Genomic DNA, 23,395 nt, shown 5'->3' with positions numbered 1-23,395 from the left:
TCTCATCATAGCATAATTTAAAGCTTTCTACAAGCAGTTGAAACTTGACTTTTGTTTTTTATTATTTTATAATCTAGTTATTAAAACTAGATAAAAAGGAGTTGGAAATGAATTGTATCTTTTCCTACCCAAAATGGGAAGACATTCCAAACATTGACCTCTATCTGGATCAAGTTTTACTTTATGTCAATCAAGTCTGTGCCCCTATCTCTCCAGATAAGGACAAGGGACTAACAGCATCTATGGTCAATAATTATGTCAAACATGGTTACCTGACAAAACCTGATAAGAAAAAATACCAACGCAAACAGATTGCCCGTTTGATTGCCATCACTACTCTCAAGTCTGTCTTTTCGATCCAAGAAATCGCTCAGACCCTCAATACTCTGCAAACTCAAGCGAGCTCAGACCAGCTCTACGACGCTTTTGTAGACTACATGAACCATGGGATTGATCCAGAAAATCCTATTATCCAAACCAGCTGTCAAACGGTTAAACTCTATCATCAAACTCTAGACTTAATCCTTATCAAAGAAGAGGAGGAAATCCAATGAATACCAGTCTAAAGCTCAGTAAAAAACTCAGCTTTGGAGAGGAAATTGCTAATAGCGTGACCCATGCTGTAGGTGCCGTTATCATGCTCATCTTGCTCCCTATTTCATCCACCTATAGTTATGAAGCACATGGATTTTTATCATCCTTTGGCGTTTCTATCTTTGTTATCAGTCTCTTTCTCATGTTCCTCTCGTCAACCATTTACCACTCTATGGCCTATGGTTCGACCCACAAATACGTCTTGCGAATCATCGACCATTCTATGATTTATGTGGCTATCGCAGGCTCTTATACGCCAGTCGTCTTGACTTTGATGAATAACTGGTTTGGCTATCTGATTATTGCCATTCAGTGGGGAACGACCATCTTTGGCATCCTCTATAAAATCTTCGCTAAAAAGGTCAATGAGAAATTCAGCCTTGCCCTTTACCTGATCATGGGCTGGTTGGTTCTAGCTATCATTCCTGTCATTATCAGTCAAACAACACCAATTTTCTGGAGTCTCATGGTAACTGGCGGACTCTGTTATACAGTTGGAGCTGGATTTTACGCTAAGAAAAAACCTTATTTTCACATGATTTGGCATCTCTTTATCCTAGCAGCATCTGCACTCCAATATATCGCGATTGTTTATTACATGTAAAAAAGTTGAGAATCTTTTCTCAACTTTTTTCTTTACACATATTGATAAAGTACTGGTGCAAGCGAGCATCATCTGTCAATTCTGGATGAAAAGAGGTTACCAGCATATTTTTTTCTTGAGCTGCAACGATTTGATCATCTACTGTTGCTAGAATTTCTACACCCTCTCCAACACTACTGATAATCGGTCCACGGATAAAGGTCATGGGAATCTGACCAACTCCCTTACATTCTGCCTCTGTATAGAAGCTTCCTAGTTGGCGCCCATAAGCATTGCGCTCAACCACTATATCAATGGTTCCAAGATGACTTTCTTCCTGAGAAGTGATTTCCTTAGCTAGTAAGATTAAGCCCGCACAAGTTCCAAAGACTGGTAGTCCAGAAAGAATGGCTTCTCGGATGGGAAGCAGCATCTGCTGGTCACGCAAGAGTTTGCCCATGGTTGTAGATTCTCCACCAGGCAAAATCAAACCGGACAAGTCACTCTGATGTTGTTGAAAATCATCTAAATTTCTGATTTGGACACTAGAGACTCCTAGTTTATCTAGTACTTTTGCATGCTCTTCAAAGGCTCCCTGCAAGGCTAATATTCCGATTTTCATCTATTCTCCTCGCTCTGCCATGAGAATTTGAATTTCATTCTCATTGATACCAACCATGGCTTCCCCTAGGTCTTCAGAGATTTGAGCCAAAATTTGAGGATTTTGGTAGTTGGTTACGGCTTTAACAATAGCACTTGCTCGTTTAACAGGATCGCCTGACTTGAAAATACCTGAACCGACAAAGACACCCTCTGCCCCCAATTGCATCATCAGCGCAGCATCTGCTGGTGTTGCCACACCTCCAGCTGCGAAGTTAACAACTGGCAATTTTCCATGTTCATGAACGTATTGGACCAATTCTACAGGTACTTGCAAGTCCTTGGCAGCAACATAGAGCTCGTCTTCACGTAGGTTTTGAATGCGGCGAATTTCTTGATTCATCATGCGCATATGACGAACGGCTTGAACGATGTCTCCTGTACCGGGTTCTCCTTTTGTCCGAATCATGGAAGCACCCTCAGCGATACGACGCAAGGCTTCACCCAAATCCTTAGCTCCACAGACAAAAGGAACTTGGAATTCTTTCTTGTCCACATGGAAACGATCGTCTGCTGGAGACAGCACTTCACTCTCATCGATATAGTCAATCTCAATAGCCTCTAAAATCTGAGCTTCAACAAAATGCCCGATTCTGACCTTGGCCATCACTGGAATACTGACCGCTTCTTGGATTTCCTTAATCATCTTTGGATCGCTCATACGGGAAACTCCACCAGCTGCACGAATATCAGCTGGAATCCGCTCCAAGGCCATAACAGCAGCCGCACCAGCAGCCTCTGCGATACGAGCCTGTTCAGGGTTCTGAACGTCCATGATAACCCCACCTTTGAGCATCTGTGCCAAGTTTTTATTTAGTTCATAACGATTTTCAGTCATTTCTTAATCCTCATCATTTGTATTGGTAGCTACCATTTTATTTTATGTCAGATCAGAATGAAGTACAAGATAAAAAAAGGATAATTGTATGGGTACAGATTGATACTCAATGAAAATCAAAGAGCAAACTAGGAAGCTAGCCGCAGGTTGCTCAAAGCACTGCTTTGAGGTTGTAGATAGAACTGACGAAGTCAGTAACATATATACGGTAAGGCGAAGCTGACGTGGTTTGAATTTGATTTTCGAAGAGTATAACTAAAAAACTATCTGACCTTAACCTAAGGCCAGATAGCTTAGCTATTGTTATTTTTCAGCTGTAAGTGCAGCCATTGTAATGTAGTTGTATGGTTTGTTGAAGTGTGGCAAGAAAAATAGGTCTGTCAAGGCCAATTTATCGATTGTTACATGCTCTTGGATAGCAAGTGAGAACATGTGGATTCCCATACTGATAGCAGCATCATGTGAAACCATTTGTGCACCAAGGATTTCGCGGCTGTCTTTGTCAAAGACAATCTTGATGGCAACTTCGTGGTTGTCATGTTTGATAAATTCTGGTTTTTGAAGATCGTTAAAGCCAGTTTCAGTTGCATTATAGCCTGCAGCTTTGGCTTTTTCAAGAGTCAAACCAGTCGAAACCATGTGAAGACCGTAGATAGAGATACCGTTTGATCCTTGTACACCAATTCCTTCCAATTCATGACCACAAGCATTATAAGCACCAACGATACCAGTACGTACAGCGTTAGATGCAAGAGCGATGTAGCTTGTATCTTTACGAGCATTGTCATAAACAGTTGCACAGTCACCAACAGCGTATACACCTGGGATAGATGTTTCTTGTTTCTTATCTACAAGGAAGGCACCGTTACGGAAGAGTTCAATCTTACCGTCAGCAAGAGCTGTGTTTGGACGGAAACCAACAGCAAGAACTACCATATCTACATCAAATGTTTCTTTGTCTGTTACCAAGCGTTCAACTTTTCCATCACCTTGGATGGCTTTAACTGTTTGACCAAGAGCCAAGCGGATGTTGTGGTCTTCCAAGTTCTTCGCCATCATTTGAGTAAAGTCTTTGTCATAGTAGCCGTTCAATACAGTGTCTACGATATCTACAAGCACTACTTCTTTTCCAAGACGCTCGAAAGCTTCGGCAAGTTCTACTCCGATGTAACCACCACCAACAACGGCAATGCGCTCAAGGTGCTTGCTCTTATCTTCAAGTTTTTCAATAACTTCTTCAGCGTTTTGGTACAATTTAACAAATTGTACATTTTCAAGAGTTGCTTTGAATTCGCGGTTGCCCTTAACGATTTCAACACCTTCAATTGGAGGCAAGATTGGAGTTGAACCAGTAGCAAAGATTAATTTATCATAAGACTCTTTGTGCTCTTTTCCTTCAACTTCTGCAGTCACAACTTTGTTATCGTAGTCAATTGAAAGAACTGGTGAGTTCATGTAAACTTTAGCACCTTTTGCTTCCAATTTTTCTTTATCAGAGTAGAAGAGACCTTCTGGGCCGTCAATTTGTTCCCCGATCCAAAGCGCCATTCCACAACCAAGGAATGAAATATTTGAGTTTTGGTCAAATACTACGATTTCGTTCTCATGTCCGAAGTTGTCCAACATCGTATTAATACAAGCTGTACCAGCGTGGTTAGCACCAACTACAACGATTTTACTCATAGAAAAATTCCTACCTTTAATTTTTGATTTACCTTTCTAGTATACCATTTACTGTTAGCGTTTACAAGGCATTTGCTCAGAATTCTCCTTTTTTCAGAAAAAAATACACTTAACATTAATAAATCTAATTTTTCTATCGTTTTCATATTAATTTTGAGCATATTTCTTGACTTTTTGTCAAAATTCATTTGTGAAAACGCTGACTTTATGATATGCTAGATACATGGAAAGAAAATGTAAGGGGTTTAATTTTTCTTTAACGACCTTATATTGAATGATTTCCTATAAAGAGAAAGGAGCTGGTAGCTTGCCTCTTCATTCACGTTCTGAACGGCTAATGGGAACAACTATCACGATTTCATTAGTAGATGAACAGGCTGATTGCCTACTTCAAGGAGTCTTTGATTTGCTCAAGGAACTCGAATACCGTTTTAACGCCAACAGTCAAGAATCCGAACTGATGGAAATCAACTACCAGGCTGGAATCACACCTGTTAAGGTTCATCCTGACCTATTTGAACTGATTGCTCTTGGACTTGAGCATAGCCTAGCACCATCTAGCCATCTCAATATCAGTATTGGTCCCTTGATTCAAACCTGGCGAATCGGATTTGCAGATGCACGGCTTCCAGACTCTAAAGAAATCGAAGCTGTCTTGCCTCTAGTTGACCCGCATTTTATCAAGTTGGATCCGACTAGCTCTACTGTCTTTTTAGAGAAGAAAGGAATGAAGCTTGATTTAGGTTGTTTAGCTAAGGGCTATAGTGCAGATAAGGTTGCCCAGTATTTGAAAGAACACGGTGTCACCTCTGCCCTGATCAATCTCGGAGGAAATATCCTCACCATCGGGAACAACCAAGCCAAAGAAGGGAATGCCTGGCAGATTGGGATTCAAGATCCGCGAAATCCTCGTGGCAATCATCTCCTAACTATCCCTGCTTCTAACAAATCCGTTGTCACTTCAGGTATCTATGAACGCCACCTGACAGTGGATGGAAAAGACTATCACCATATCTTTGATAGTAAGACAGGATTCCCTGTCGAAACCGATCTTGCTAGCTTAACGATTGTCTCTGATAGATCCGTTGATGGTGAGATATGGACAACACGCCTTTTCGGAGAGCGAAGCGCTTCTATCCTCTGGCAAGTCGAAAGTATAGATGGGATTGAAGCCATCCTCATCGACAAAGAGGGACGCCTCGCATGTTCTTCAGGCCTTCAAAATTGTATTATGTAAAAAGAGAAAGGAAATCTCATGCTAAAACTTATTGCCATTGTTGGAACGAACTCTAAACGTTCTACAAACCGCCAATTGCTCCAATATATGCAAAAACACTTTGCGGATAAAGCTGAAATTGAACTCGTTGAAATCAAGGATATCCCTGTTTTCAACAAACCAGCAGATAAACTTCTTCCTGCTGAAATTCTTGAAATAGCTGCTAAAATTGAAGCATCTGATGGTGTCATCATCGGTACCCCTGAGTACGACCACTCAATCCCTGCAGTTTTGATGAGCGCTCTTGCTTGGCTATCTTATGGTATCTACCCACTTTTGAACAAACCAATCATGATTACTGGTGCTTCTTACGGAACTCTTGGTTCATCTCGTGCCCAATTGCAACTTCGTCAAATCTTGAACGCTCCTGAAATTAAGGCAAATGTTCTTCCAGATGAATTCTTGCTCTCTCACTCTCTTCAAGCATTTAACCCAAGTGGTGACTTGGTTGACCTTGATGTCATCAAGAAATTGGATGCCATCTTTGATGACTTCCGTATCTTTGTGAAAATTACTGAGAAATTGCGCAATGCGCAAGAATTGCTTCGCAAAGATGCAGAAGAATTTGACTGGGAAAATTTGTAAGATAGGAGACCGAAAGAATGAAATTTGTTGGACTTGTTGGATCAAACTACGATCAATCATATAACCGCAAACTCTTGGAATTTATCCGTCGCAATTTCAAATTCAAATTTGAATTAGAAGTTCTTGAAATCGACGAAGTTCCAATGTTTAACCAAGACGAAAAATGGGACGAAAGTTTCCAATTGCGTTTCTTGTATAACAAGATTACACGTGCTGATGGTGTCATTATCGCAACTCCTGAGCACAACCACACTATCTCAGCTTCACTCAAATCTGTACTTGAATGGCTTTCATACGAAGTTCATCCATTTGAAAACAAACCTGTTATGATTGTGGGAGCATCATACTACGACCAAGGGACTTCACGTGCCCAAGTTCACCTTCGTAAGATTCTTGATGCTCCTGGTGTCAATGCCTACACACTTCCAGGTAATGAATTCCTTCTTGGTAAAGCCAAAGAAGCTTTTGATAACAATGGAAACATCACCAATGAAGGAACTGTTAAATTCCTTGAAACTTGCTTAGATAACTTTGTTAAATACGTAGGAGTCGTTTCGAAATTGAAAAAACCAAAACCAATCGAACCAGAAGACTTGGATTGTGGAAGACCAATTGCTACAACCATTACAGAAGTTGACCCTGATGATCCAGAATGGGTAGAAAAAGTTGCAGCAATAACTGGAGCTGTTTCTGGTGATACCTATGTCAAATTGGACCACGGTATCTTGACAGTTAACCAAATTGATATGTTCTTGAAAGCTATGCCGTTTGAATTGACATACGCTGACGACAACAACCAATTCCTCTACTACAACAACGCTCACCAAGATCCAGACACCATGTTCGCTAAACGTGTACCACCTCAATCAGGTAGCCGTATGTCGACTGTTCATGGTTCTCTTCCACCAGCACGTATGAAGAATGTAGAGTGGGTTATCGGAACACTTCGCAACGGAAACCAAGAATACGTCCGTACTATCGTTCCAGGTTCTCCTGCAGGTGTTATCAACACTCACAACTACCAAGCGATGTACTATCCTGACGGATCATACGCTGGTATCAATGAAATCGTCTTTAACTTCCAACCATGGCTTGACTGGTACCTAAAAGAGACTGGTCAACGTTTGGTGGGTGGTAGCGGACCATTTGCTCCTGCTGCCGGAGGTCATGGAGACGCTGACGCCACTTCTGGCGCTTCTGATTCAGGGGATGCTGGAGGCCACGGTGGTGACGCTGACGCTACTTCTGGCGCAAGCAACTAAGAAACCAAAAAGGAGCCAGGTGGCTCCTTCTTTTTTGTTGTTATCAAAAAAGGGTTTTGCAGAGCATCTACAAAACCCTTAAATTTTATGAATTTGAATCATCAAGACTACGGCCGTGCAAACCTTTTTCACGTTGTACTTGGCGTAGTTTTTCTGGTGTGACGTCATTTCCTTCTTCGTCGACAATTTTGATTCCTTCAATGTGGTGGCGAACAGAACGACGATAGCCTTCAATATACTCCTCACGAAGTTTAGCTTGTTCCACTTTTTCAGCAGAAGTTAAGCCTTCTGTTTTTTTCTTTTTAGCAAGCTCATTGATACGAGCGATTTTTTTCGGGTCCATTTCTTCTCCTTTGTGATAAGATACAGTCCGTTCGACTGAGTTTATTTAGTATTGATTTGGTTAAAACGAGCGAGCTTAGCTGCTTTCTTGGTTAATTGTGACAAGATAGCCAAACGATTTTGTCGAACAGTCTGATCTTCAGCCATTACCATGGTATTTTCAAAGAAAGCATCAATAACTGGGCTAAGCGCAAAGAGTTGTTCTAATTGCTGACTTGCAGTTCCTGACAAAACGAGTGATTCTACTGCTTCTGCCAAGGCTTTCTCTTCTTCATTCTCAAAGAGAGCAGGGTCAACAGTATCAGTTCCTTCGGCTTTTTCAGCCAAGTTGAAAGCACGTGATAGGGATTCGACAGACGATTTGAAATCTTCTTTCTTGCCTGCTTCGACAAGAGCACTTGCTGCTTCTAGCATATCCGCCACAACAAAGTTTGAACTTGCAAGGACTGCTTCCTTGATATCTTTTGGAGTAGAACCCATCATCTTATCGACACGAGCCTTAATAAAGTCCATGACCTCTGCTTTATTTTCATAAGTCAAGCTGTCAAATTTCAAATTATAAAGGCTATCGATCAGCTCATCCATAGCAATATGCCAACCAAAGGCATCCAAGATACGAACCACACCTTGCGTCGCGCGACGAAGGGCATAAGGGTCATTAGAACCTGATGGAATCAAGCCTACTGAGAAGAAACTCAAAATCGTATCTAATTTGTCTGCAATGGCTAGAATAGCTCCAACTTTGCTCTCTGGAAGTTCGCCTTCGGCTGATGTAGGCATGTAGTGTTCACGAATGGCTGCTGCAACTGCTGGAGTTTCACCAGCAAGAAGAGCATATTTCTCACCCATAATTCCTTGGAGTTCGTCAAATTCACCAACCATACCTGTCAACAAGTCAAACTTGTAAATCGCTGCTGCACGAGCAAGGTCAACTGTTTCATCCACTGACAAACCAGCTTTTTCTGCCAAGAGAATAGCAATCTGCCCCGTACGAATCATATGTTCACGAAGGGAGCCAATTTTCTCATGGAAGGTGACGTTGTTTAATTTTTCAACAAGGTCAGAAATAACCAATTTTTGGTCTTCACGCCAGAAAAATTCTCCGTCTTCCAAGCGGGCAACTAAGACTTTTTCATTTCCTTTGATGACATTTCCCAAATGCTCTGCGTTTCCGTTACGAACTGAAATGAAGTTTGGCAAGAGTTTACCATCTTGATCACGAACAACGAAGTAACGTTGGTGTTCCTTCATCGAAGTCACCAAAACTTCTTCTGGAACGTCAAGGTATTTAGCATCAAAACTTCCCATAAAGGCAGTTGGGTATTCAACCAAATTCAAGACTTCGTTCAGCAAGTCCGCATCAATTTCGATACGTACACCATGTTTTGCCTCAATTTCTTTGATTTGATCAACAATCATTTGCTCACGTTCACGAGGATCCGCGATTACAAACTGCTTACGAAGGTCTTCTTCGTAGCTCAGTGCTGACTGAATCTTAGTTTCTTGTCCCAAGAAACGATGGCCGCGGCTTACACGACCGCCCTTGATATCAAGAAAATCCAAATCAAATTCTTCTTCATCTAAAAGAACAGTTAAAGTGTGTACAGGGCGGATATATTCAAAAGTATTGTTAGCCCAGTGCATGCTGACAGGGAATGTCAGTGACTTCAAGACGTCTACTACACCTGGAACAATGGCTTCAACAGGTTGCCCCACTTCTTCCTTGGTAACATAGACATATTCTTCACCCTTGATTTCACGGAATTCAATATCTTCAACCGTCAAGCCTTTTCCACGGACAAATCCTTGAGCTGCTTTGGTGAAGTTTCCATCACTATCCAAGGCAATTTTCTTTGCTGGACCCTTGAAATCTTCTGTCAAATCAGACTGTTTGTCTGCAAGACCAGTCACACGAACAGCCAAACGACGTGGTGTTGAGAAGGTTTGAATGGCTTCAAAAGACAGGCGGTTTTCCTTGAGGAAGGCTGCCATTTTTTCACCTAGTTGTTTTTCACTTGGAGTTACTACGTAGGCTGGTAACTCTTCAAGACCGAGTTCTACTAATAAGTTTTTTGTCATGTTTTTTCTCCGAAAAGTATCTTTTTATTTTCCAGATTGCCTTATGTGATTGGCACGCAAGCAACCAACTTCGTTGTTTCATTGCTAAAATTGGAGCCGAAAGTCTCCAATTTTGCCTAGTATCCTTAGCTTCACTAAGGATACCTTCATCACTGCGGCAACTGGATCAGGGCTCACTCCGTTCGCCCATTTTCGTAATTTGTCACTCTCTTTATTCTGCGTCTTCTGCTAAGAGTTTAGCTCGTGTTTCTTCATCCAAAAGTGGGTAGCCTAGGCGTTTGCGTTCTGCGACAAAGGTTTTGGCTACGACACGGGCCAAGTTACGGATACGAGCGATATAGCCTGCACGCTCTGTTACAGATACGGCACCACGCGCATCAAGCAGGTTAAAGGTGTGTGAACATTTGAGAACATAGTCATAGGCAGGGTGCACCAATCCTTCTTCCAAGGCGCGACCAGCTTCTTTTTCAAACTTATCAAAGTTTTCCAGCAACATTTCTTGATCTGAAATTTCAAATGAATATTTTGAGTGCTCATACTCAGGCTGAATAAAGATTTCTCCGTATTTTACACCATCAGCCCACTCGATATCATAGACAGAGTCTACTTCCTGGATGTAAGAAGCCAAACGCTCCAAACCATAGGTAACTTCCGCAGTCACAGGGCCAGTTGCCAATCCACCGACTTGTTGGAAATAAGTGAACTGAGTAATTTCCATCCCATCAAGCCAAACTTCCCAACCAAGACCAGCTGAACCAGTTGATGGGTTTTCCCAGTTGTCCTCAACAAAACGAATATCGTGCTCCAAAGGATTGATTCCCAATTTTTCCAAAGACTCAAGGTAAAGTTCTTGGATGTTTGATGGAGATGGCTTCATGACCACTTGGAATTGGTGGTGTTGGTAGAGACGGTTAGGGTTTTCCCCATAACGACCGTCAGCAGGACGACGTGATGGCTCTACATAAGCCGCATTCCATGGCTCAGGACCGATAGCACGAAGGAAAGTGTACGGACTCATGGTTCCCGCACCTTTTTCATTGTCATAAGCCTGCATAAGCATACAACCTTGGTCATTCCAAAATTGTTGCAAAGTTAAAATAATTTCTTGAAATGTTAATTTCTTAGACATTTAATACTCCTTAATAAAAAATGATTTTTTGCGACACGAGTCTGCCTTGTCGATTATACAAGGCAAGACGAGTTAGTACTGCGTCTAGCTCAGGCACTCTAGTGCTGAGCGTGGGGCAGTCCGACTGTAAGGAGGTCTCTGCCACTGACGCAGTGGAAAGTCAATTTTTTAGACATTGTTTACTCCTTGTTATTAATTCTTGAGACTTTGGATACAAAAAGAACCGTGTCTTTGCTCCTAAGTCTGTGACCTAGGGGCGTCAGAAACGCGGTTCCACCCTAATTTATTACTTCATTGTTTTTAAAAATACGACAGAAAGCGCCAATTTCTTATCTTGTTCTACTTGGCTCCCACTATCCCAAGCTCGCTTGAAGAACGCCATAAGACTTTCTTTCCTAGCTAGTATTATAGCAGATTTCCTAGCTAGTGTAAACCAAAAATGAGTCTGAGTATGCGGTAGAATTTTTTAGAATGCCCAATTACATATATTTTTCAGGAGAACATCACCGAGTTTTAAAAAAAGACTGAACAAATTTCTTGCCCAGTCTTGACATTGATACACTTATTAGGTATCATTAATTAAAGACTGAGTAAGAAGGTCGAGTTCTTACTCGGTAAGGCGAGAAGTGTTTGCGCACTTTTCGTCTTTTTTATTCGATTAATTTAAGTAAATTATAACACATTTTCACATACCGCGCAAGCATTTTATGCTTGATTGTAGCACAAAAAGGCCTTTTTTATAAAGGTTATTGTTATATAACTTTTTATATACTTTTTTACATACTTTATTACACGCTTCTATTGTTTTCTGAAGTAGGATAACCTTTTACTATCAGGGTAACATTGATATCTAGATGTATTTTCTTTATCCGTTTTACTCATTCTCTTTTTAATGGTATAAGCAGAAACTTCCTCTAAAGAAATAAATTTTTCATAATCTTCTCTCCAGTTACCAAAGAATAGTTCTCTCAAAGAATCCTCATAATTCAAAACAATTATCCGACTCATTGTTTCAGCTCCAGCAAGTGTCCAGTACATTCCTCTTTTTTTCATTCTGTAAGTGACCTTACGATGCTGACTCTCCATTATCCCGATCCCTGCATGACTGAATCCTCTCTGTTCGGCTGGTTTGGTATATTGGAAATTCCTCAATATTTTACTCTTGAACTTCTCAAACAACTCTTGTTCTTCGTCTGTCTCGATATAACTTTCGGTCGTATCTAGGACAGTTCTCATTAACTGCTTATCATGCTGCTTAATCGCCTGGAAAGCTCTCTCTAATAGATCTTCAGAGTAAAATTTTAGATAATTCTTTAACTCTTTATTTACATGGTACTCATCCCAGAAATGTTCGTGGCGTTTAATTCGCAAAACCTTCGCAATCTCTTTGAAAACATAGGGTGTATATCCATGACCTCCATCAGAGTTCGTAATCAATAAAGTCCTATCCGTAACTTCATAATTATTGAATAGATAATCAATCACCTGCTCCCTCACTAAGCGGTTGTCAAGGCCAATAAATTCTTTTTTGTCCTGGAGTTCAAATCGATTGCTGCCAACTTTATGGCTTCCTGTATGAACTACAAAATGGGATAAATCGTAATGTTTATTATCCTTCTGTGGGTCACGTGCTTTAACCATCACACCGTCGCCCTCAATATAAATAACCTGGGCTTTTCTTTTTCTAACTTCTTTATTCTCTTCATAATATCGATATCCCTCTCTTTCCTCCAATAACTTCTCACAAATCTTTACAGCTTTTACCACAATTGGCTTTGTGATAGAGATGTGATAAGTCAATTTGATTACCTGAGTTACTTTATCATAGGGCATTAAAGTAGATAATTTAGCCACTTGATACATAAATTCCCAGGAGAAGCGGACGTTCTTCTGAAGCCCTAACTTTTCATCTACTGGAATGACCCAATGATCTCCCTTTTTCCAACGTCTTCTTCTGAAAGTAAACTCACCAAATGTAAAAGCGACGGTTCGCTCCATTGAATGAATACAGGTATACCCCTTTGCTTTCATGACTGGAATCATCTCCTCATCATACCTAGAAACAAAGTTATAAAATTCTTTTGCATTTTGAAATAGCAATTGATTTTTTAGTTCTCTCTCATCAAAGAAAGCCATTCAGAATCCTCCCTTATTAAAATTACGCTTATTTTAATAAATTTTGACCTGAATGTTCAAATAATCCTTTGTTCTGACAAAAAAAGAGCCTATCTTTTCAGATAAACTCTTACTTGTCATACTGCCTCTAAATGTATAGGTACAAACTATTAAATCTAACAAACAAATACAATGTTAGTAGTTTGCCATTTTTTCAAAAAAACGTCAACATTAATTATCATCTTCTTCACTCTCAGCACCTGTGATATGACGTCCTCCCTGCATACGCTGTCCTGCTTGTTGCATTTGTTGGTTCATGTAATTCATTTGATTCATGCTCTGTTGAAATTTTTGTTGAGAAGAATCAGGCTGTGCTGGTGGTTGTGATTCTGAAACTGGTGCATCTGCAGGTGGATTCGGATCTTGGATTGGTGGCTCCTTTCCTTCAGCTGAAGGAGTTGGATCGACAATAGGGGACTCCATTCCTTCAGCTGAAGAAGTTGAATCGACAATAGGGGCTTCTGTTGTTCCTGGATCAATTGAAGGCTCAGGAATGTCAATTGGTCCAGGCTGACCAATTCCAGAAACAGCATCATTTTTCAGAGCGTTATAGGTCGCATTTTGAGCAGAGACGGCCTTATCATCTAGGTTATTTAAAACGTTACCTACTGCCCCTTTCGTATTTTGCATGGCTTCAAAAGTTTTCCATTCTGCCAAATCAACCATATTGCTTACACCACCTTTGGCCGCATTCATCAAGCCCTGGTCTTTTACAGAGTTCCAAGCACCTTGAATACCACCTCCAGTTCTGGCAAGGCTATTCCCTAGGATCTGACTTCCTTTAGACAAGGCATCTGGAGCTTTTTTAGCCATATCCATACCAAATTGACCAAGTGCCATGCTACCATTAAAGACACCACCTGCTCCAGCCGCAAAGGCATTGCCCATCATCATAGCACCGAGCAGTTGTTGAGCTGTTTCACTATGACCGGTTGAAACTCCAAGCCAGCGCTCAATCATGGCCACTCCTTGCATTGATGCAAAGAATACTCCAACATAAACTACACAGGCCGCTATCATTTGTTCCCAACTATTAAGGCCGTCAAAGAATCCTCCAGAAAGCTTCGCCACAGCTGAGACAGAGAGAACTGGTAAATCTCGGAAAATCTCAAGCGTTACACGCATAATGATCACCTCAAAGAAGATACCTGCTCCAGCACCGCCAATTGTTCTTAATAATTCCTTATATTTTTTAGAGTTTGAAAGTGAAGTATAACCGACTAGAGGTGAAATAAGTGCTTCAATAAGAATATCAAAAATAGATTTTACGAGTTTAATGGCCATACTCGTTAAAAGAATAATCAAAATAAAATACTGAGCAAACATCCCAATCCAATTGACTTTATAACGCATATACACTGGTTCAAAAGCATTTAATCCCTTTATAATGCGATGTTCGTCAACAGTTAAAATTCCATTTTGAGTTGCATTTAATTGATGAAGAAAGAGTCCTTTTAATCCCTTTTGTTTTGACTCAAGAGCATCTAATAGAACTGTATCAGTCGCTCCAAATGTGGCACTAAAATCAATTCGTGAAGCAAAATCAGAGGTATCACGTTCATCTGGACTATCTGTAATATTATTAAGAGGAGTCGAGCCTTCCTGAATAGGTTTAATAAAGCCATAGTCATCCATTGGGAAAAGTTCTGTTGAAAAATCCTTATCAATTAAAACTTTCAAATCTACAACATTATTTTTCATAGGTTGAATAGCTAGAGAAGAGAAATACTTTGAATTGTCTCCTGAGGTACTCTCTACTTTCTGAACACTCTGCACATCTTCAGAAATGGCCGTAGATATTGTCGTTAAAGCCAACGGTAAAGCTGAAGATACCAAGGTCACCATCAAAAAATTTAAGATTACATTTTTATATTTAACTGGTTTTGTAAAAACTCCTGTAACAGCTGATACAACGAGTATTAAGGCAAACAGAGAAGTTCCAATTACCTGAAACCAGTAAAAAAATTGACCAATGACTGTCTTCTGATCCCCCAGATATCCGAAAAGTCCAAAAAGCTTAAATAAATTGTTAAAAACATGTTCTAGACTAGCAGTTATAAAATACAGACCTTTAGCCAAAGAACCCCATAAACTGGATAAAAACGCTAAATAAGCTGGTGTTGGTTCTAGGTAATTACTCCAATACTTATAAAATTCAACTAAAGGAGCCGAACGTTCATCTGTTATTGGAATCTTATCATGTAAATCATTATGTGTTGAGAAACTTCCTATCAAATCTGAAAAAGTACTATACTTCATTACTATCTCCTTTTTATTACTATCATAAAGAATAATAAAAAAGTTTGTAGTAAAGGGACAAACCTCAAAAAAGAGCGATCAATAAGGACTAAAAACATAAAATCGCATAGTATCAATTTTTTGAATACTTGATACTATGCGATTTATCATGAAAAAAAGTTACGGTTTATTTTCGTGGAATTGAGTTTTTCTCGCCTCTAAATGGCTATTATTTCGCTACACCAGTAAAAACAAACTGATCCCAACCATCTCCTAACGATATAATTTTAATCTTTTTCCCACCATCACTTAGTTTTACTTGGTAAATAGATTGATCACTCCCCTTGATCTGAATATAAAAAATTGTATCATTTGAATTAGATTCTGCTTTATTTTTTTCAGCCGGACCTTTAAAGTTAGAAGCTAGCTCATCCTTAGACAATACTTGATATGTTTTGATATGAGATTCAATTTCAGTTCCGTCTGAAATTGTACTCTTATTCACATCAAAATCAAACTCATTAGTTGTTTCATCAAAATATGTTGCATTATCTGTATCAGATCGATAATACCCCAAATAACGACTTTTTAAGGTGCTAGGTGTGCCGTCTGCATTTTGTGAAGTTTTACCTGAACAAGCCGTTAAGATAACGATACATAGGCCAAGAACTCCTAAAATAAGCATCAATTTCTGTTTCATCATAGATGATCTCCTTTATTTCTGTTTTACTTGCTTTATTATACCAAACTTTTAGCCTAAAATCACTCCTTCATAACACGATTTAACCAGCTAACTGTCAGCTCTTCGACTATTTTTTGTTTTCCACTAACTCCCAAAATAGTTATCTCATTTTTTATTAATAACTCTAAAATTTTGTTCTGCTGTTCCTTAATTTCAGTCAAACTCTTAGAAAAGGCATTGTCATATAAATTCAAGCCATCTAATTGACAAATTTTTTCCAGCTGAACTAACATAAACGCATTGAAAGAAGGAAAATTTTGTTCCTTTTTCATCATATGTAGTTGAATAAACATATCTTCTGGTATGTTTCGAATAAGTAAATCTTTAGTCATCACATTCTACCTCCCCTTCATACTCTAGCCAACGTGAAATATGATCGCCATAACAATTCATCTTTTCGTTGAAACTATCTAATTGTTCTGTTTGTTTTTGAACTTGGTTTTTAATATGGTCTGAAGCTAATTTCATATTTTCCAAATGAGCTACATATAATTCTTGAGCTCTATTGAATCTCCCAAATTCAATTTTTTCACGCAAAATCTGAAGTAAAAACTCATTAAAAGATTTTGCTTTTTTCTTTTTAGCAAGTGATTTTAAATAATCAATTTCCAGTTGAGTTAATCCACGAATTTTTAACTCACTTCGTTTTCCGTTAGTCATTTATTATCCATCCTTTCTACTCCACCAAAAAATCATAATGCCTCTTACTTTTCAATTCAATATAATCTGCAAGTACGAAATAAAACTCATTCTCTGGTGTTCCTTTTGACCTTTCCTCCAATTCATGTAAAACTTTTAAACTATCTGGTGAACGAATTAAAAATTCTCGAAATTGTTCAATAGTATCTCTAGTATTTTCTCTATACAACTCTGTCCGACTCATTAATAATTCTTGAATCAAACTGAGTTGATTTTTAACTATTGTTTCAAAGCTTTCATCATAATCCGTTGACCGTAAAAAGCTCTTTATTTTCATAACACCCTGAGGGGAAATGTATGTTACACCACCTTGTTTTTTGATATCAATATCCTCCAATTTTTGACGGTGATATCTAACTAAACTTTTTGTAATCCCCAACTCTTTCGCAACTTCTAACATCGTTTTCCAATTATCCATAAACACACCATTTTCCAAACTAATTTTTTATAGAGTGAAGCAGGGGGAAATTTGACCATATTTTGACTAGGCAATTTGCCTATCTTTTTCCTCCCATATACCTAATAAAAGAGCATAAGGGAAACTGTTACCACATCCTGTGATAAGTTGATAGTATCAACGTTTCTAGTGTCCCCAATTTTCTCGGCTTCGCCTACTTTTACACACTTACAAATTTCCCCCTGCCACATCATACACACACTAAAACACACTTATAAACATCAACTTTTCTCCTAATTTCTGTAAAATATATTGTTCTAAACTGCCTAATTTTATTACTTCTTTATATTCTTTTTAAGTTGTTTTCTCTCTTCTGCTGATAAAATTGTGACTCGTTTAGGAGCAACAGACAAGAATAAAATTACACCTGCAACTGAAGCTGGAAACAACATAACTTTGTTTTTCTTTGAAGATGATTGAAGCTGTATATAACAGATTGGGTAAATTAAAAACCATGCTAGGAGTGTCATTACAAAACTATATAATAGTGCTTCAAAAATTCTAAAAATTAATTCCATTTTTTCTCCTTTATTTTGCCTCACTTTAATTCATTTCTACAGTTTCAATAGGGTTTGAAAATTCAAATGTTCCATCTTTGACTGCCTGTTTTTTCTTGTCCAAAGATTCCAATTTAGCCTTCAACTTTTCAATGTTTTTATAAGCTGTTTCAATAGTTCTGTTCTTCGTTTCGATGTTTGTATCCAGCGTAGCAATATTCTTTTGATTGGCTTCGAGATCATCACCCGTTAGATATTTTGCTTCCGCTTGAAGACTCGCTTTTCGTGAATTATCATCTTCAATTGATTCCTTTAATTGAGCAATTGAGGTTGTCAATTTTTGAGACTGTTCATTCTGGAAATTGATCTCTTTTTCTATTTCCTGAAGAGTAAATTCTTCTCTGGAGACAACCTCAATAGCTTTAATTTCAAGCTGAGTATTTTGAGGAGTTACAAAGAATTGTACAGTGTCCTCTTCTCCAGATTTCTTCTGAGAAACCTTTTTAGAGTCACTGGATGGTGATGAAATATTCACATCAATTGAGCTAGAAGCAACTGTCTGATTTGTCACATCGATCGCAAATGCACCAAAATTTTTCGGAACTCCTTTAATAATAACTGATACTTTATTATCAATGATTGGGACAACATCCATTTCTATTTTTGAGTCTTTATGTTGCGCATAGAGTTTCCATTTCAATCGTTTGGCATCGATGCCCCGATCTATCGAAGTCGTAGCATCTTTCGTCTCAAATTGTAAAACGATAATTCCAGTATCTGGTGAATATTCCTGGCTGACAAGTTTCATCTCACCACTGCCATTCGCAAAAATTTGCTTTGTTTTGAGTTGTTCTGAGGTATATGTTTGTCTTTGTGGTGAGAAAATCGCTCCCATCAAAAGACTTAACCAGGTCACAAACAACATTGAGAAAATAACTAGTTTTCTCTTAATAATATTCTCTTGAAACCAAACTTTAATCTTAATAAATGGCTTCAAAATTGGGCTAGATTTTATCTTTTCAATCCAGCGTTTTGCTGTCTCTATCATGAGAGATCTATCCTTTCTATTCTATGTGAAATATAAATTAAAATTAGTAGTTTGGACTATTTAGTCATCAGTTAATATTTCAAAATCTAACAGTTCTTGATGAGTGAACTCTATAATTTTGTATGAACCAATAAATCTAAAATTCTCTAGAAAATGATTTTCAACAGCTTCCCTAGCTTCCTTATAACTATTAAAAACCCTTGTTCCACTAATTTCATCTGACCAAGCTAGTTTCCCACTTTTTTGTGGGACTAACCATACACTTTTTCCAACATTTATTTGCATAAGGACAGCGTAATATTTTTGTTCCATATTCTTATTTTTACCTTTCTAATTCTAAATAGTATCTATTTATGGTTTTATAATAATGGCTTATCTCTGATTCCCATGCTTCTTATATTCTTTCCAAATAAATGAAACCCTACTTTTAGGCCAAACACTTTTTAGTAACATTAAGAAGGCTAATGGCAACCTTTTCGTTTTGATTTCATTTCCAAATTTATCACATATAGTTATCCTGAAGAGCGGTACGAACCAGATCGCAATCAAGACAGTTCCAACCACCCCATGCGCAATAGCATTTAAAATTTGATACATACTACCTCCTTAGACATACTTCAATCTTTGAAAAGCTGTCTCGCCCCACTTACTCAGCTTTACCCTTTTAGTCATTTATGGCCTCCTGGATTCCTTTCTCATCGGCTACAATCTTTTCTTCTGAATCTCTTGAAGCATATAGATATTTCTTTATTTTTCCCTTACGAATCTTGATGATAGTTGCAGCTTTTTCAACCTGGTATTTTTCTACCAACTTTTGACCTTCTTCTGTCTGAGTGTCAATGTAAAATGTAGGATAAGAACCTTTATTGGCTGCCTCTACAACAACGCTTTTTCCAACCTGACAGTAAGGACAATCTTTTTTATAAAATACTAGGTTTACATTTTGATCAAGTACAGTATTCTGGTACTCTTTCTGAGTAAGGTGAGGATCATAATCTAAGATAAAATGATCTTTATACACCCTATACCCTCCTAGAACTGCAAGACTCACAAGTAAAATGGCAAGAATAGCCCCTAGTGCTAACTTAACGTGGCTAAAAAGTTCTCTCATCCTATTTCCTCCTCATCCACAAAATCAAAAATAAATCCTTGGGTACAATTGACTTTAGACAGTTCTCTCATTTCTGACTTCAAATCAGTAAAAGTTGTCATCACTTCCTGAAAGAGTAAAGGATCAAATTCCTCGGAATCCAATACACGGACAATTGGCAACATTGGATAATGATCCCTCAGCTCCTCCTGCATATAATCTGAAATCATTTTATCATTCGAGATAACACTATCTACTCTAACAATCGCTGGAATGCTAGAAATATTCTCCTCGTTTTGATAAAAAGTTAAAGCTACATCCCCTGCAGAAATAGACTCAAATTTTAAGTTATCCGATGAAAGTTTAAAATAATAAGCCAATGGTTCCTGACCAACCCCTGTCAGGTAATAACCTCGAATAATTTTGAATAACTCTGACATCGACCTTTCCCCTTCCTAACAAACTTTTAGAAGTCTAAACGGAGCTTGATACACATCAGGATAGTGAATCAATCTCTTTTTTCTTTGTTCAGGAAGTGGTTTACGATAATGTTTTTGAAGATACTGAAAAGCTAGTCCCAAGGTATCAAAAACTAAAACTTTATTCTCCCCATTACAAATATAGTCACCTAATTCAAAACTGAAAATTACGTACTTCATTCTTCTTCTCACTTTCTATTTTGGGCAATCATTGCCAGCTGATCTGTCTCTAACTCAGCATCATATCCGTTTTCAAAACGAACTTGTTGACGAATCCCTATAAGTGAGAGAACTAAGAAAAATCCTCCTACAAATATAAGGCTAAATAATCCAACTAAAATCAAAATCATATCATTCCTCCATAGATTATTTTATATACATACATATCTATGCAATAATCGTAGATATAAATGTAAGGCAGTTTACGGGTTTTTTTGATTATCCAATATCCAGTTCAAATAGAGATAGTTGTTGTGTTTGTTTAAACCCATTTTTAACCCTTTCTATCACTCTCTGAGTAAACTCTATACTTTCTTCAAAGAAAGCAGCAATATTGGCCATATAAGCCTCCTGACGTTCTTTCTTCACCTGGATAAGGGAAAGTAAGATTGCTTTGATAGAGGCTAATCTGATGCCTCCTCCACGGCCATGTTTGACTGTGAAGAAGATCTTTTGTTCTGTTTTGAGAACCTTCAATACTTTGTCTAATGAACGCTCAGGAATGTTCAAATTCTCTCGTATCTCTTTTTTTGTCGTCTGGATAAATGGATCCTCAGATTGATAGAAGCCTTCTAAATAGGCCATTACGTCTGTTTTCCATTCATGAAGATGACTATTCTTTCTGTCAGCACGTTTCTTCTTAAACTTGTACCAACGTTGCTTCACAAAGAGATCTGAAGCCTTTAGTTCCTGATTGATCCATGCTCTACATAAAGTCATCACATAGTCACGACTAGCAGCTTCATATTTTCCTGAATAGGCACTTGTGATAATCTTATGATATTCAGCTGAAGAGAGTGGTTCGTCTAAACTTGCATTAAAGTTAGAAAGAACTTCCTCACATTCTTTCTGATCGATTCCTGAAGAGAAGTTGGCTAAAGCTAGCGTGAAAAGAACGTTGTTTCTTCCCATCAAGGCTTTTCCACCTTTGATATTTCCCTCTCTCATCAACAATTGATACCAAGGTTCATCAATCTGTTTCACCCCTTCAGAGCCTGAAATAACTGTCAAATTGGGCTTTTTACTTGGGAAAGGAAGTTCTGATTGCTTCATCGACCAATCTAACCACTCCTGGAACGAATAGGTATAGTCAGCTTCAAAAAATTCAACATTATCAGTTCGAGGAATCCGAGCAATTCCAAAATGGTTACAGGTCATATCTACTGGTAAAGTTTGAGCAAAGTAATTTCTCAAATTTTGAGAGATAGCTTTAGCCACTTTTACCACTCGAAATTGAGAATGAGCTGTAACGTAGGCCGATTCTGATAAGACAAAATATGCTTGAAATCCTTTATCAGATTTTAGAATCAACGTCGGCATAAAACCTAGTTCCAAGGAAGCAGTTAAAATATCTCCTGTCGTCATTTCTTCAGCTGCAGAGGTAATATCGAAGTCAATATAGAATGTGTTAATCTGTCTAAGATTATCTTCAGAGTGCCCACGTGTAATCCGTCGACCAGCATCACTATAGCTTCCATAGCAATATACGTTAGGAGTCCAGTGTGTAAATTGATCCTGGTTCTCCAGCAATGATTCGACAGAGGTTAAAACAACACCACGTGCCTTCACCATATTCGCTTTTGAACGATAAGCAAATACAGAGCCTCGTCTTCCTTCTTCAGCTGAAGAGATGAGCTGTAGATGGCTATTCTTAAATTTTTGAGTTCTTAATCCGTCTTTTGTGATTAAGCTAAAGCATTCTTGTAACTTCATACTTCTCCTAATATTTGGGAAATTATAACTATTTTTGTTTTTATAGCAATTTCGTTTACTTTACAGCCTAATTGGATAGCTGAAGGAATAGCGAAATTCCAAGTAGAATGGCTGATAGAATTATGCTAAAAATTGTCGTGACTAAATCATTCCAATAATCTAATTTTGGAGACTGAAAATATCCAACTCGTTTACCTGATAGGTAGTCCGCTTTATGGTTTCTAATTCTATTTAACCTGATTAAAAGTAGTCCCATAATCAAAATCATACTGATTGAATTTTCTAGTTTCCCCATCATTTCATCTCTTCATTTAAGTTCCAAAAACAATGACTACAAATAGTCTCATCATGGTCCATCCACCAGCAGCAACCCCATTTTTCATCAATACAGGGTGTTTCCCACGTGCATCCGCATTTTTGACAAATAGCTTTCGTTAATACTGCTTCTTTCATGATAATTACTCCTCATTGACTCTCATGCTTTTAGGTAACTTTTTACTCGGTAAACAGTAACCTTCAGATAAGTCCTGTTTACTATAAAATTCAGGACTACTTGTCATTACATGGTCACTTCTTCTCCATCCTCTACGAAGTTGTTTGTAAGATAAAGAAACACGCTTCTCAATCTCTTTAAAACTAAAGCCCAGTTTCAAATAGGTTGTGACAATAGCATTAGCATGTTCTTTGGACTCTTCGCTTCTTGTTCTTCTCTGAAAGTTAATCTGCTTATCTTCTTCATTTAATGCTATCTGATAGGCAATAAACAACTTCCGCATTTCCATAATTTTATGTTGCCATGCCAAGCTATAAGGTTTTCCTGAATATCGATTCACTAGCTCTTTGACAGGCTGTTTAAATTTCAGCTGAAGAGGATCAAATTCGCCAAGGTCAGAAAAAGGATCAATGAAACCTAATGGTTCGCTTTGAATTAATTCATTGTATAGCGCTTCTCTGTCCATCCTGATTATCTCCTTCTGTCAAATGCACGTCATTGAGTCAAACAAACT

General features: G+C 38.3%; 28 protein-coding genes. 5 read left to right on the top strand and 23 right to left on the bottom strand.

Features of this window, described 5'->3' with window-relative positions:
* Positions 1–107 precede the first annotated feature (107 nt).
* The gene (locus tag MK385_RS05615) at positions 108–554 is read left to right on the top strand and encodes a DUF1836 domain-containing protein (RefSeq protein WP_268725506.1); all 447 of its coding nucleotides are present in this window, start codon (positions 108–110) and stop codon (positions 552–554) included.
* Positions 551–1,198, top strand: coding sequence for a PAQR family membrane homeostasis protein TrhA (trhA, locus tag MK385_RS05610; protein WP_254725170.1), 648 nt, complete (start codon positions 551–553; stop codon positions 1,196–1,198). The genes MK385_RS05615 and trhA overlap by 4 nt, the downstream gene beginning before the upstream one ends.
* 19 nt (positions 1,199–1,217) lie before the next feature.
* Here trhA and pdxT read toward each other — a convergent pair whose 3' ends face one another.
* From pdxT to nox, 3 genes are all read right to left on the bottom strand, one after another.
* A complete protein-coding gene (gene pdxT, locus MK385_RS05605) occupies positions 1,218–1,799 on the bottom strand; it encodes a pyridoxal 5'-phosphate synthase glutaminase subunit PdxT (RefSeq protein WP_268725505.1) in 582 nt (193 codons plus the stop codon).
* The gene (pdxS, locus tag MK385_RS05600; RefSeq protein WP_268725504.1) at positions 1,800–2,675 is read right to left on the bottom strand and encodes a pyridoxal 5'-phosphate synthase lyase subunit PdxS; all 876 of its coding nucleotides are present in this window, start codon (positions 2,673–2,675) and stop codon (positions 1,800–1,802) included.
* 303 nt (positions 2,676–2,978) lie between these two features.
* Positions 2,979–4,358 (bottom strand): H2O-forming NADH oxidase, encoded by a 1,380-nt coding sequence (nox, locus tag MK385_RS05595; RefSeq protein WP_000036761.1) that lies wholly within the window; start codon positions 4,356–4,358, stop codon positions 2,979–2,981.
* A gap of 307 nt (positions 4,359–4,665) precedes the next feature.
* Here nox and MK385_RS05590 point away from each other — a divergent pair, with 307 nt between their 5' ends.
* From MK385_RS05590 to MK385_RS05580, 3 genes are read left to right on the top strand one after another with little or no spacing between them, the layout of a single operon-like run.
* The gene (locus MK385_RS05590; RefSeq protein ID WP_268725630.1) at positions 4,666–5,595 is read left to right on the top strand and encodes an FAD:protein FMN transferase; all 930 of its coding nucleotides are present in this window, start codon (positions 4,666–4,668) and stop codon (positions 5,593–5,595) included.
* 18 nt (positions 5,596–5,613) lie between these two features.
* Positions 5,614–6,219, top strand: coding sequence for an NADPH-dependent FMN reductase (locus MK385_RS05585; protein WP_000915929.1), 606 nt, complete (start codon positions 5,614–5,616; stop codon positions 6,217–6,219).
* Positions 6,220–6,236: 17 nt separating this feature from the next.
* A complete protein-coding gene (locus MK385_RS05580) occupies positions 6,237–7,481 on the top strand; it encodes an NAD(P)H-dependent oxidoreductase (protein ID WP_084946274.1) in 1,245 nt (414 codons plus the stop codon).
* 85 nt (positions 7,482–7,566) lie between these two features.
* Here MK385_RS05580 and MK385_RS05575 read toward each other — a convergent pair whose 3' ends face one another.
* The 20 genes from MK385_RS05575 to MK385_RS05480 form a co-directional block, all read right to left on the bottom strand.
* Positions 7,567–7,824 carry a DUF896 family protein gene (locus MK385_RS05575; protein WP_268725503.1) on the bottom strand — a complete coding sequence of 86 codons (258 nt, stop codon included), beginning with the start codon at positions 7,822–7,824 and terminating at the stop codon, positions 7,567–7,569.
* Positions 7,825–7,865: 41 nt separating this feature from the next.
* Positions 7,866–9,902 carry a glycine--tRNA ligase subunit beta gene (gene glyS, locus MK385_RS05570; RefSeq protein WP_268725502.1) on the bottom strand — a complete coding sequence of 679 codons (2,037 nt, stop codon included), beginning with the start codon at positions 9,900–9,902 and terminating at the stop codon, positions 7,866–7,868.
* Positions 9,903–10,113: 211 nt separating this feature from the next.
* Positions 10,114–11,031 carry a glycine--tRNA ligase subunit alpha gene (glyQ, locus tag MK385_RS05565; RefSeq protein WP_000038736.1) on the bottom strand — a complete coding sequence of 306 codons (918 nt, stop codon included), beginning with the start codon at positions 11,029–11,031 and terminating at the stop codon, positions 10,114–10,116.
* 798 nt (positions 11,032–11,829) lie between these two features.
* Entirely contained in the window at positions 11,830–13,167 is a 1,338-nt protein-coding gene (locus tag MK385_RS05560) for an ISLre2 family transposase (RefSeq protein ID WP_268725501.1), read from the bottom strand.
* Between the two features lie 210 nt (positions 13,168–13,377).
* Entirely contained in the window at positions 13,378–15,465 is a 2,088-nt protein-coding gene (locus tag MK385_RS05555; RefSeq protein ID WP_268725500.1) for a pLS20_p028 family conjugation system transmembrane protein, read from the bottom strand.
* A gap of 208 nt (positions 15,466–15,673) precedes the next feature.
* Positions 15,674–16,147: a hypothetical protein gene (locus tag MK385_RS05550; protein WP_268725499.1), complete on the bottom strand. Its 474-nt coding sequence runs from the start codon at positions 16,145–16,147 to the stop codon at positions 15,674–15,676.
* 59 nt (positions 16,148–16,206) lie between these two features.
* Positions 16,207–16,518, bottom strand: a complete 312-nt coding sequence (locus tag MK385_RS05545) for a hypothetical protein (RefSeq protein ID WP_268725498.1) — start codon at positions 16,516–16,518, stop codon at positions 16,207–16,209.
* Entirely contained in the window at positions 16,511–16,846 is a 336-nt protein-coding gene (locus tag MK385_RS05540; protein WP_070458384.1) for a hypothetical protein, read from the bottom strand. Before MK385_RS05540 ends, MK385_RS05545 begins: the two co-directional genes overlap by 8 nt.
* A gap of 16 nt (positions 16,847–16,862) precedes the next feature.
* A complete protein-coding gene (locus tag MK385_RS05535) occupies positions 16,863–17,303 on the bottom strand; it encodes a hypothetical protein (protein ID WP_007520128.1) in 441 nt (146 codons plus the stop codon).
* A gap of 314 nt (positions 17,304–17,617) precedes the next feature.
* The gene (locus tag MK385_RS05530) at positions 17,618–17,860 is read right to left on the bottom strand and encodes a hypothetical protein (protein WP_070458388.1); all 243 of its coding nucleotides are present in this window, start codon (positions 17,858–17,860) and stop codon (positions 17,618–17,620) included.
* 25 nt (positions 17,861–17,885) lie between these two features.
* Complete coding sequence (locus MK385_RS05525) at positions 17,886–18,887, bottom strand: hypothetical protein (RefSeq protein WP_268725497.1); 1,002 nt, start codon at positions 18,885–18,887, stop codon at positions 17,886–17,888.
* A 60-nt stretch (positions 18,888–18,947) separates the two neighbouring features.
* Entirely contained in the window at positions 18,948–19,199 is a 252-nt protein-coding gene (locus MK385_RS05520; protein ID WP_084872781.1) for a hypothetical protein, read from the bottom strand.
* Positions 19,200–19,259: 60 nt separating this feature from the next.
* Positions 19,260–19,484, bottom strand: a complete 225-nt coding sequence (locus tag MK385_RS05515) for a multidrug transporter MATE (RefSeq protein WP_268725496.1) — start codon at positions 19,482–19,484, stop codon at positions 19,260–19,262.
* Between the two features lie 67 nt (positions 19,485–19,551).
* A complete protein-coding gene (locus MK385_RS05510; protein WP_268725495.1) occupies positions 19,552–19,998 on the bottom strand; it encodes a thioredoxin domain-containing protein in 447 nt (148 codons plus the stop codon).
* Positions 19,995–20,417 carry a hypothetical protein gene (locus MK385_RS05505; RefSeq protein ID WP_268725494.1) on the bottom strand — a complete coding sequence of 141 codons (423 nt, stop codon included), beginning with the start codon at positions 20,415–20,417 and terminating at the stop codon, positions 19,995–19,997. The genes MK385_RS05510 and MK385_RS05505 overlap by 4 nt, the downstream gene beginning before the upstream one ends.
* A gap of 15 nt (positions 20,418–20,432) precedes the next feature.
* Positions 20,433–20,636, bottom strand: coding sequence for a hypothetical protein (locus MK385_RS05500; protein WP_000878299.1), 204 nt, complete (start codon positions 20,634–20,636; stop codon positions 20,433–20,435).
* An 8-nt stretch (positions 20,637–20,644) separates the two neighbouring features.
* Positions 20,645–20,806 (bottom strand): hypothetical protein, encoded by a 162-nt coding sequence (locus tag MK385_RS05495; protein WP_265479465.1) that lies wholly within the window; start codon positions 20,804–20,806, stop codon positions 20,645–20,647.
* An 88-nt stretch (positions 20,807–20,894) separates the two neighbouring features.
* The gene (locus MK385_RS05490; RefSeq protein WP_268725493.1) at positions 20,895–22,388 is read right to left on the bottom strand and encodes a primase C-terminal domain-containing protein; all 1,494 of its coding nucleotides are present in this window, start codon (positions 22,386–22,388) and stop codon (positions 20,895–20,897) included.
* A gap of 294 nt (positions 22,389–22,682) precedes the next feature.
* Entirely contained in the window at positions 22,683–22,841 is a 159-nt protein-coding gene (locus MK385_RS05485; RefSeq protein ID WP_268725492.1) for a hypothetical protein, read from the bottom strand.
* Between the two features lie 5 nt (positions 22,842–22,846).
* Positions 22,847–23,347, bottom strand: a complete 501-nt coding sequence (locus MK385_RS05480; RefSeq protein ID WP_268725491.1) for a modification methylase Sau96I — start codon at positions 23,345–23,347, stop codon at positions 22,847–22,849.
* Between the last annotated feature and the right edge of the window lie 48 nt (positions 23,348–23,395).

It is taken from the genome of Streptococcus oralis, from assembly GCF_026782125.1.
Classification (GTDB): Bacteria; Bacillota; Bacilli; order Lactobacillales; family Streptococcaceae; genus Streptococcus; species Streptococcus oralis_CE.
This window is presented reverse-complemented; position numbering and strand designations above follow the sequence as displayed.

What these genes read in the sequence shown, in the direction of transcription:
- MK385_RS05615 (WP_268725506.1), top strand. Translation starts at nt 108, where the DNA reads ATGAATTGTATCTTTTCCTACCCAAAATGGGAAGACATTCCAAACATT.
- trhA (WP_254725170.1), top strand. Translation starts at nt 551, where the DNA reads ATGAATACCAGTCTAAAGCTCAGTAAAAAACTCAGCTTTGGAGAGGAA.
- pdxT (WP_268725505.1), bottom strand. Translation starts at nt 1,799, where the DNA reads ATGAAAATCGGAATATTAGCCTTGCAGGGAGCCTTTGAAGAGCATGCA.
- pdxS (WP_268725504.1), bottom strand. Translation starts at nt 2,675, where the DNA reads ATGACTGAAAATCGTTATGAACTAAATAAAAACTTGGCACAGATGCTC.
- nox (WP_000036761.1), bottom strand. Translation starts at nt 4,358, where the DNA reads ATGAGTAAAATCGTTGTAGTTGGTGCTAACCACGCTGGTACAGCTTGT.
- MK385_RS05585 (WP_000915929.1), top strand. Translation starts at nt 5,614, where the DNA reads ATGCTAAAACTTATTGCCATTGTTGGAACGAACTCTAAACGTTCTACA.
- MK385_RS05580 (WP_084946274.1), top strand. Translation starts at nt 6,237, where the DNA reads ATGAAATTTGTTGGACTTGTTGGATCAAACTACGATCAATCATATAAC.
- MK385_RS05575 (WP_268725503.1), bottom strand. Translation starts at nt 7,824, where the DNA reads ATGGACCCGAAAAAAATCGCTCGTATCAATGAGCTTGCTAAAAAGAAA.
- glyS (WP_268725502.1), bottom strand. Translation starts at nt 9,902, where the DNA reads ATGACAAAAAACTTATTAGTAGAACTCGGTCTTGAAGAGTTACCAGCC.
- glyQ (WP_000038736.1), bottom strand. Translation starts at nt 11,031, where the DNA reads ATGTCTAAGAAATTAACATTTCAAGAAATTATTTTAACTTTGCAACAA.
- MK385_RS05560 (WP_268725501.1), bottom strand. Translation starts at nt 13,167, where the DNA reads ATGGCTTTCTTTGATGAGAGAGAACTAAAAAATCAATTGCTATTTCAA.
- MK385_RS05555 (WP_268725500.1), bottom strand. Translation starts at nt 15,465, where the DNA reads ATGAAGTATAGTACTTTTTCAGATTTGATAGGAAGTTTCTCAACACAT.
- MK385_RS05550 (WP_268725499.1), bottom strand. Translation starts at nt 16,147, where the DNA reads ATGATGAAACAGAAATTGATGCTTATTTTAGGAGTTCTTGGCCTATGT.
- MK385_RS05545 (WP_268725498.1), bottom strand. Translation starts at nt 16,518, where the DNA reads ATGACTAAAGATTTACTTATTCGAAACATACCAGAAGATATGTTTATT.
- MK385_RS05540 (WP_070458384.1), bottom strand. Translation starts at nt 16,846, where the DNA reads ATGACTAACGGAAAACGAAGTGAGTTAAAAATTCGTGGATTAACTCAA.
- MK385_RS05535 (WP_007520128.1), bottom strand. Translation starts at nt 17,303, where the DNA reads ATGGATAATTGGAAAACGATGTTAGAAGTTGCGAAAGAGTTGGGGATT.
- MK385_RS05530 (WP_070458388.1), bottom strand. Translation starts at nt 17,860, where the DNA reads ATGGAATTAATTTTTAGAATTTTTGAAGCACTATTATATAGTTTTGTA.
- MK385_RS05525 (WP_268725497.1), bottom strand. Translation starts at nt 18,887, where the DNA reads ATGATAGAGACAGCAAAACGCTGGATTGAAAAGATAAAATCTAGCCCA.
- MK385_RS05520 (WP_084872781.1), bottom strand. Translation starts at nt 19,199, where the DNA reads ATGGAACAAAAATATTACGCTGTCCTTATGCAAATAAATGTTGGAAAA.
- MK385_RS05515 (WP_268725496.1), bottom strand. Translation starts at nt 19,484, where the DNA reads ATGTATCAAATTTTAAATGCTATTGCGCATGGGGTGGTTGGAACTGTC.
- MK385_RS05510 (WP_268725495.1), bottom strand. Translation starts at nt 19,998, where the DNA reads ATGAGAGAACTTTTTAGCCACGTTAAGTTAGCACTAGGGGCTATTCTT.
- MK385_RS05505 (WP_268725494.1), bottom strand. Translation starts at nt 20,417, where the DNA reads ATGTCAGAGTTATTCAAAATTATTCGAGGTTATTACCTGACAGGGGTT.
- MK385_RS05500 (WP_000878299.1), bottom strand. Translation starts at nt 20,636, where the DNA reads ATGAAGTACGTAATTTTCAGTTTTGAATTAGGTGACTATATTTGTAAT.
- MK385_RS05495 (WP_265479465.1), bottom strand. Translation starts at nt 20,806, where the DNA reads ATGATTTTGATTTTAGTTGGATTATTTAGCCTTATATTTGTAGGAGGA.
- MK385_RS05490 (WP_268725493.1), bottom strand. Translation starts at nt 22,388, where the DNA reads ATGAAGTTACAAGAATGCTTTAGCTTAATCACAAAAGACGGATTAAGA.
- MK385_RS05485 (WP_268725492.1), bottom strand. Translation starts at nt 22,841, where the DNA reads ATGAAAGAAGCAGTATTAACGAAAGCTATTTGTCAAAAATGCGGATGC.
- MK385_RS05480 (WP_268725491.1), bottom strand. Translation starts at nt 23,347, where the DNA reads ATGGACAGAGAAGCGCTATACAATGAATTAATTCAAAGCGAACCATTA.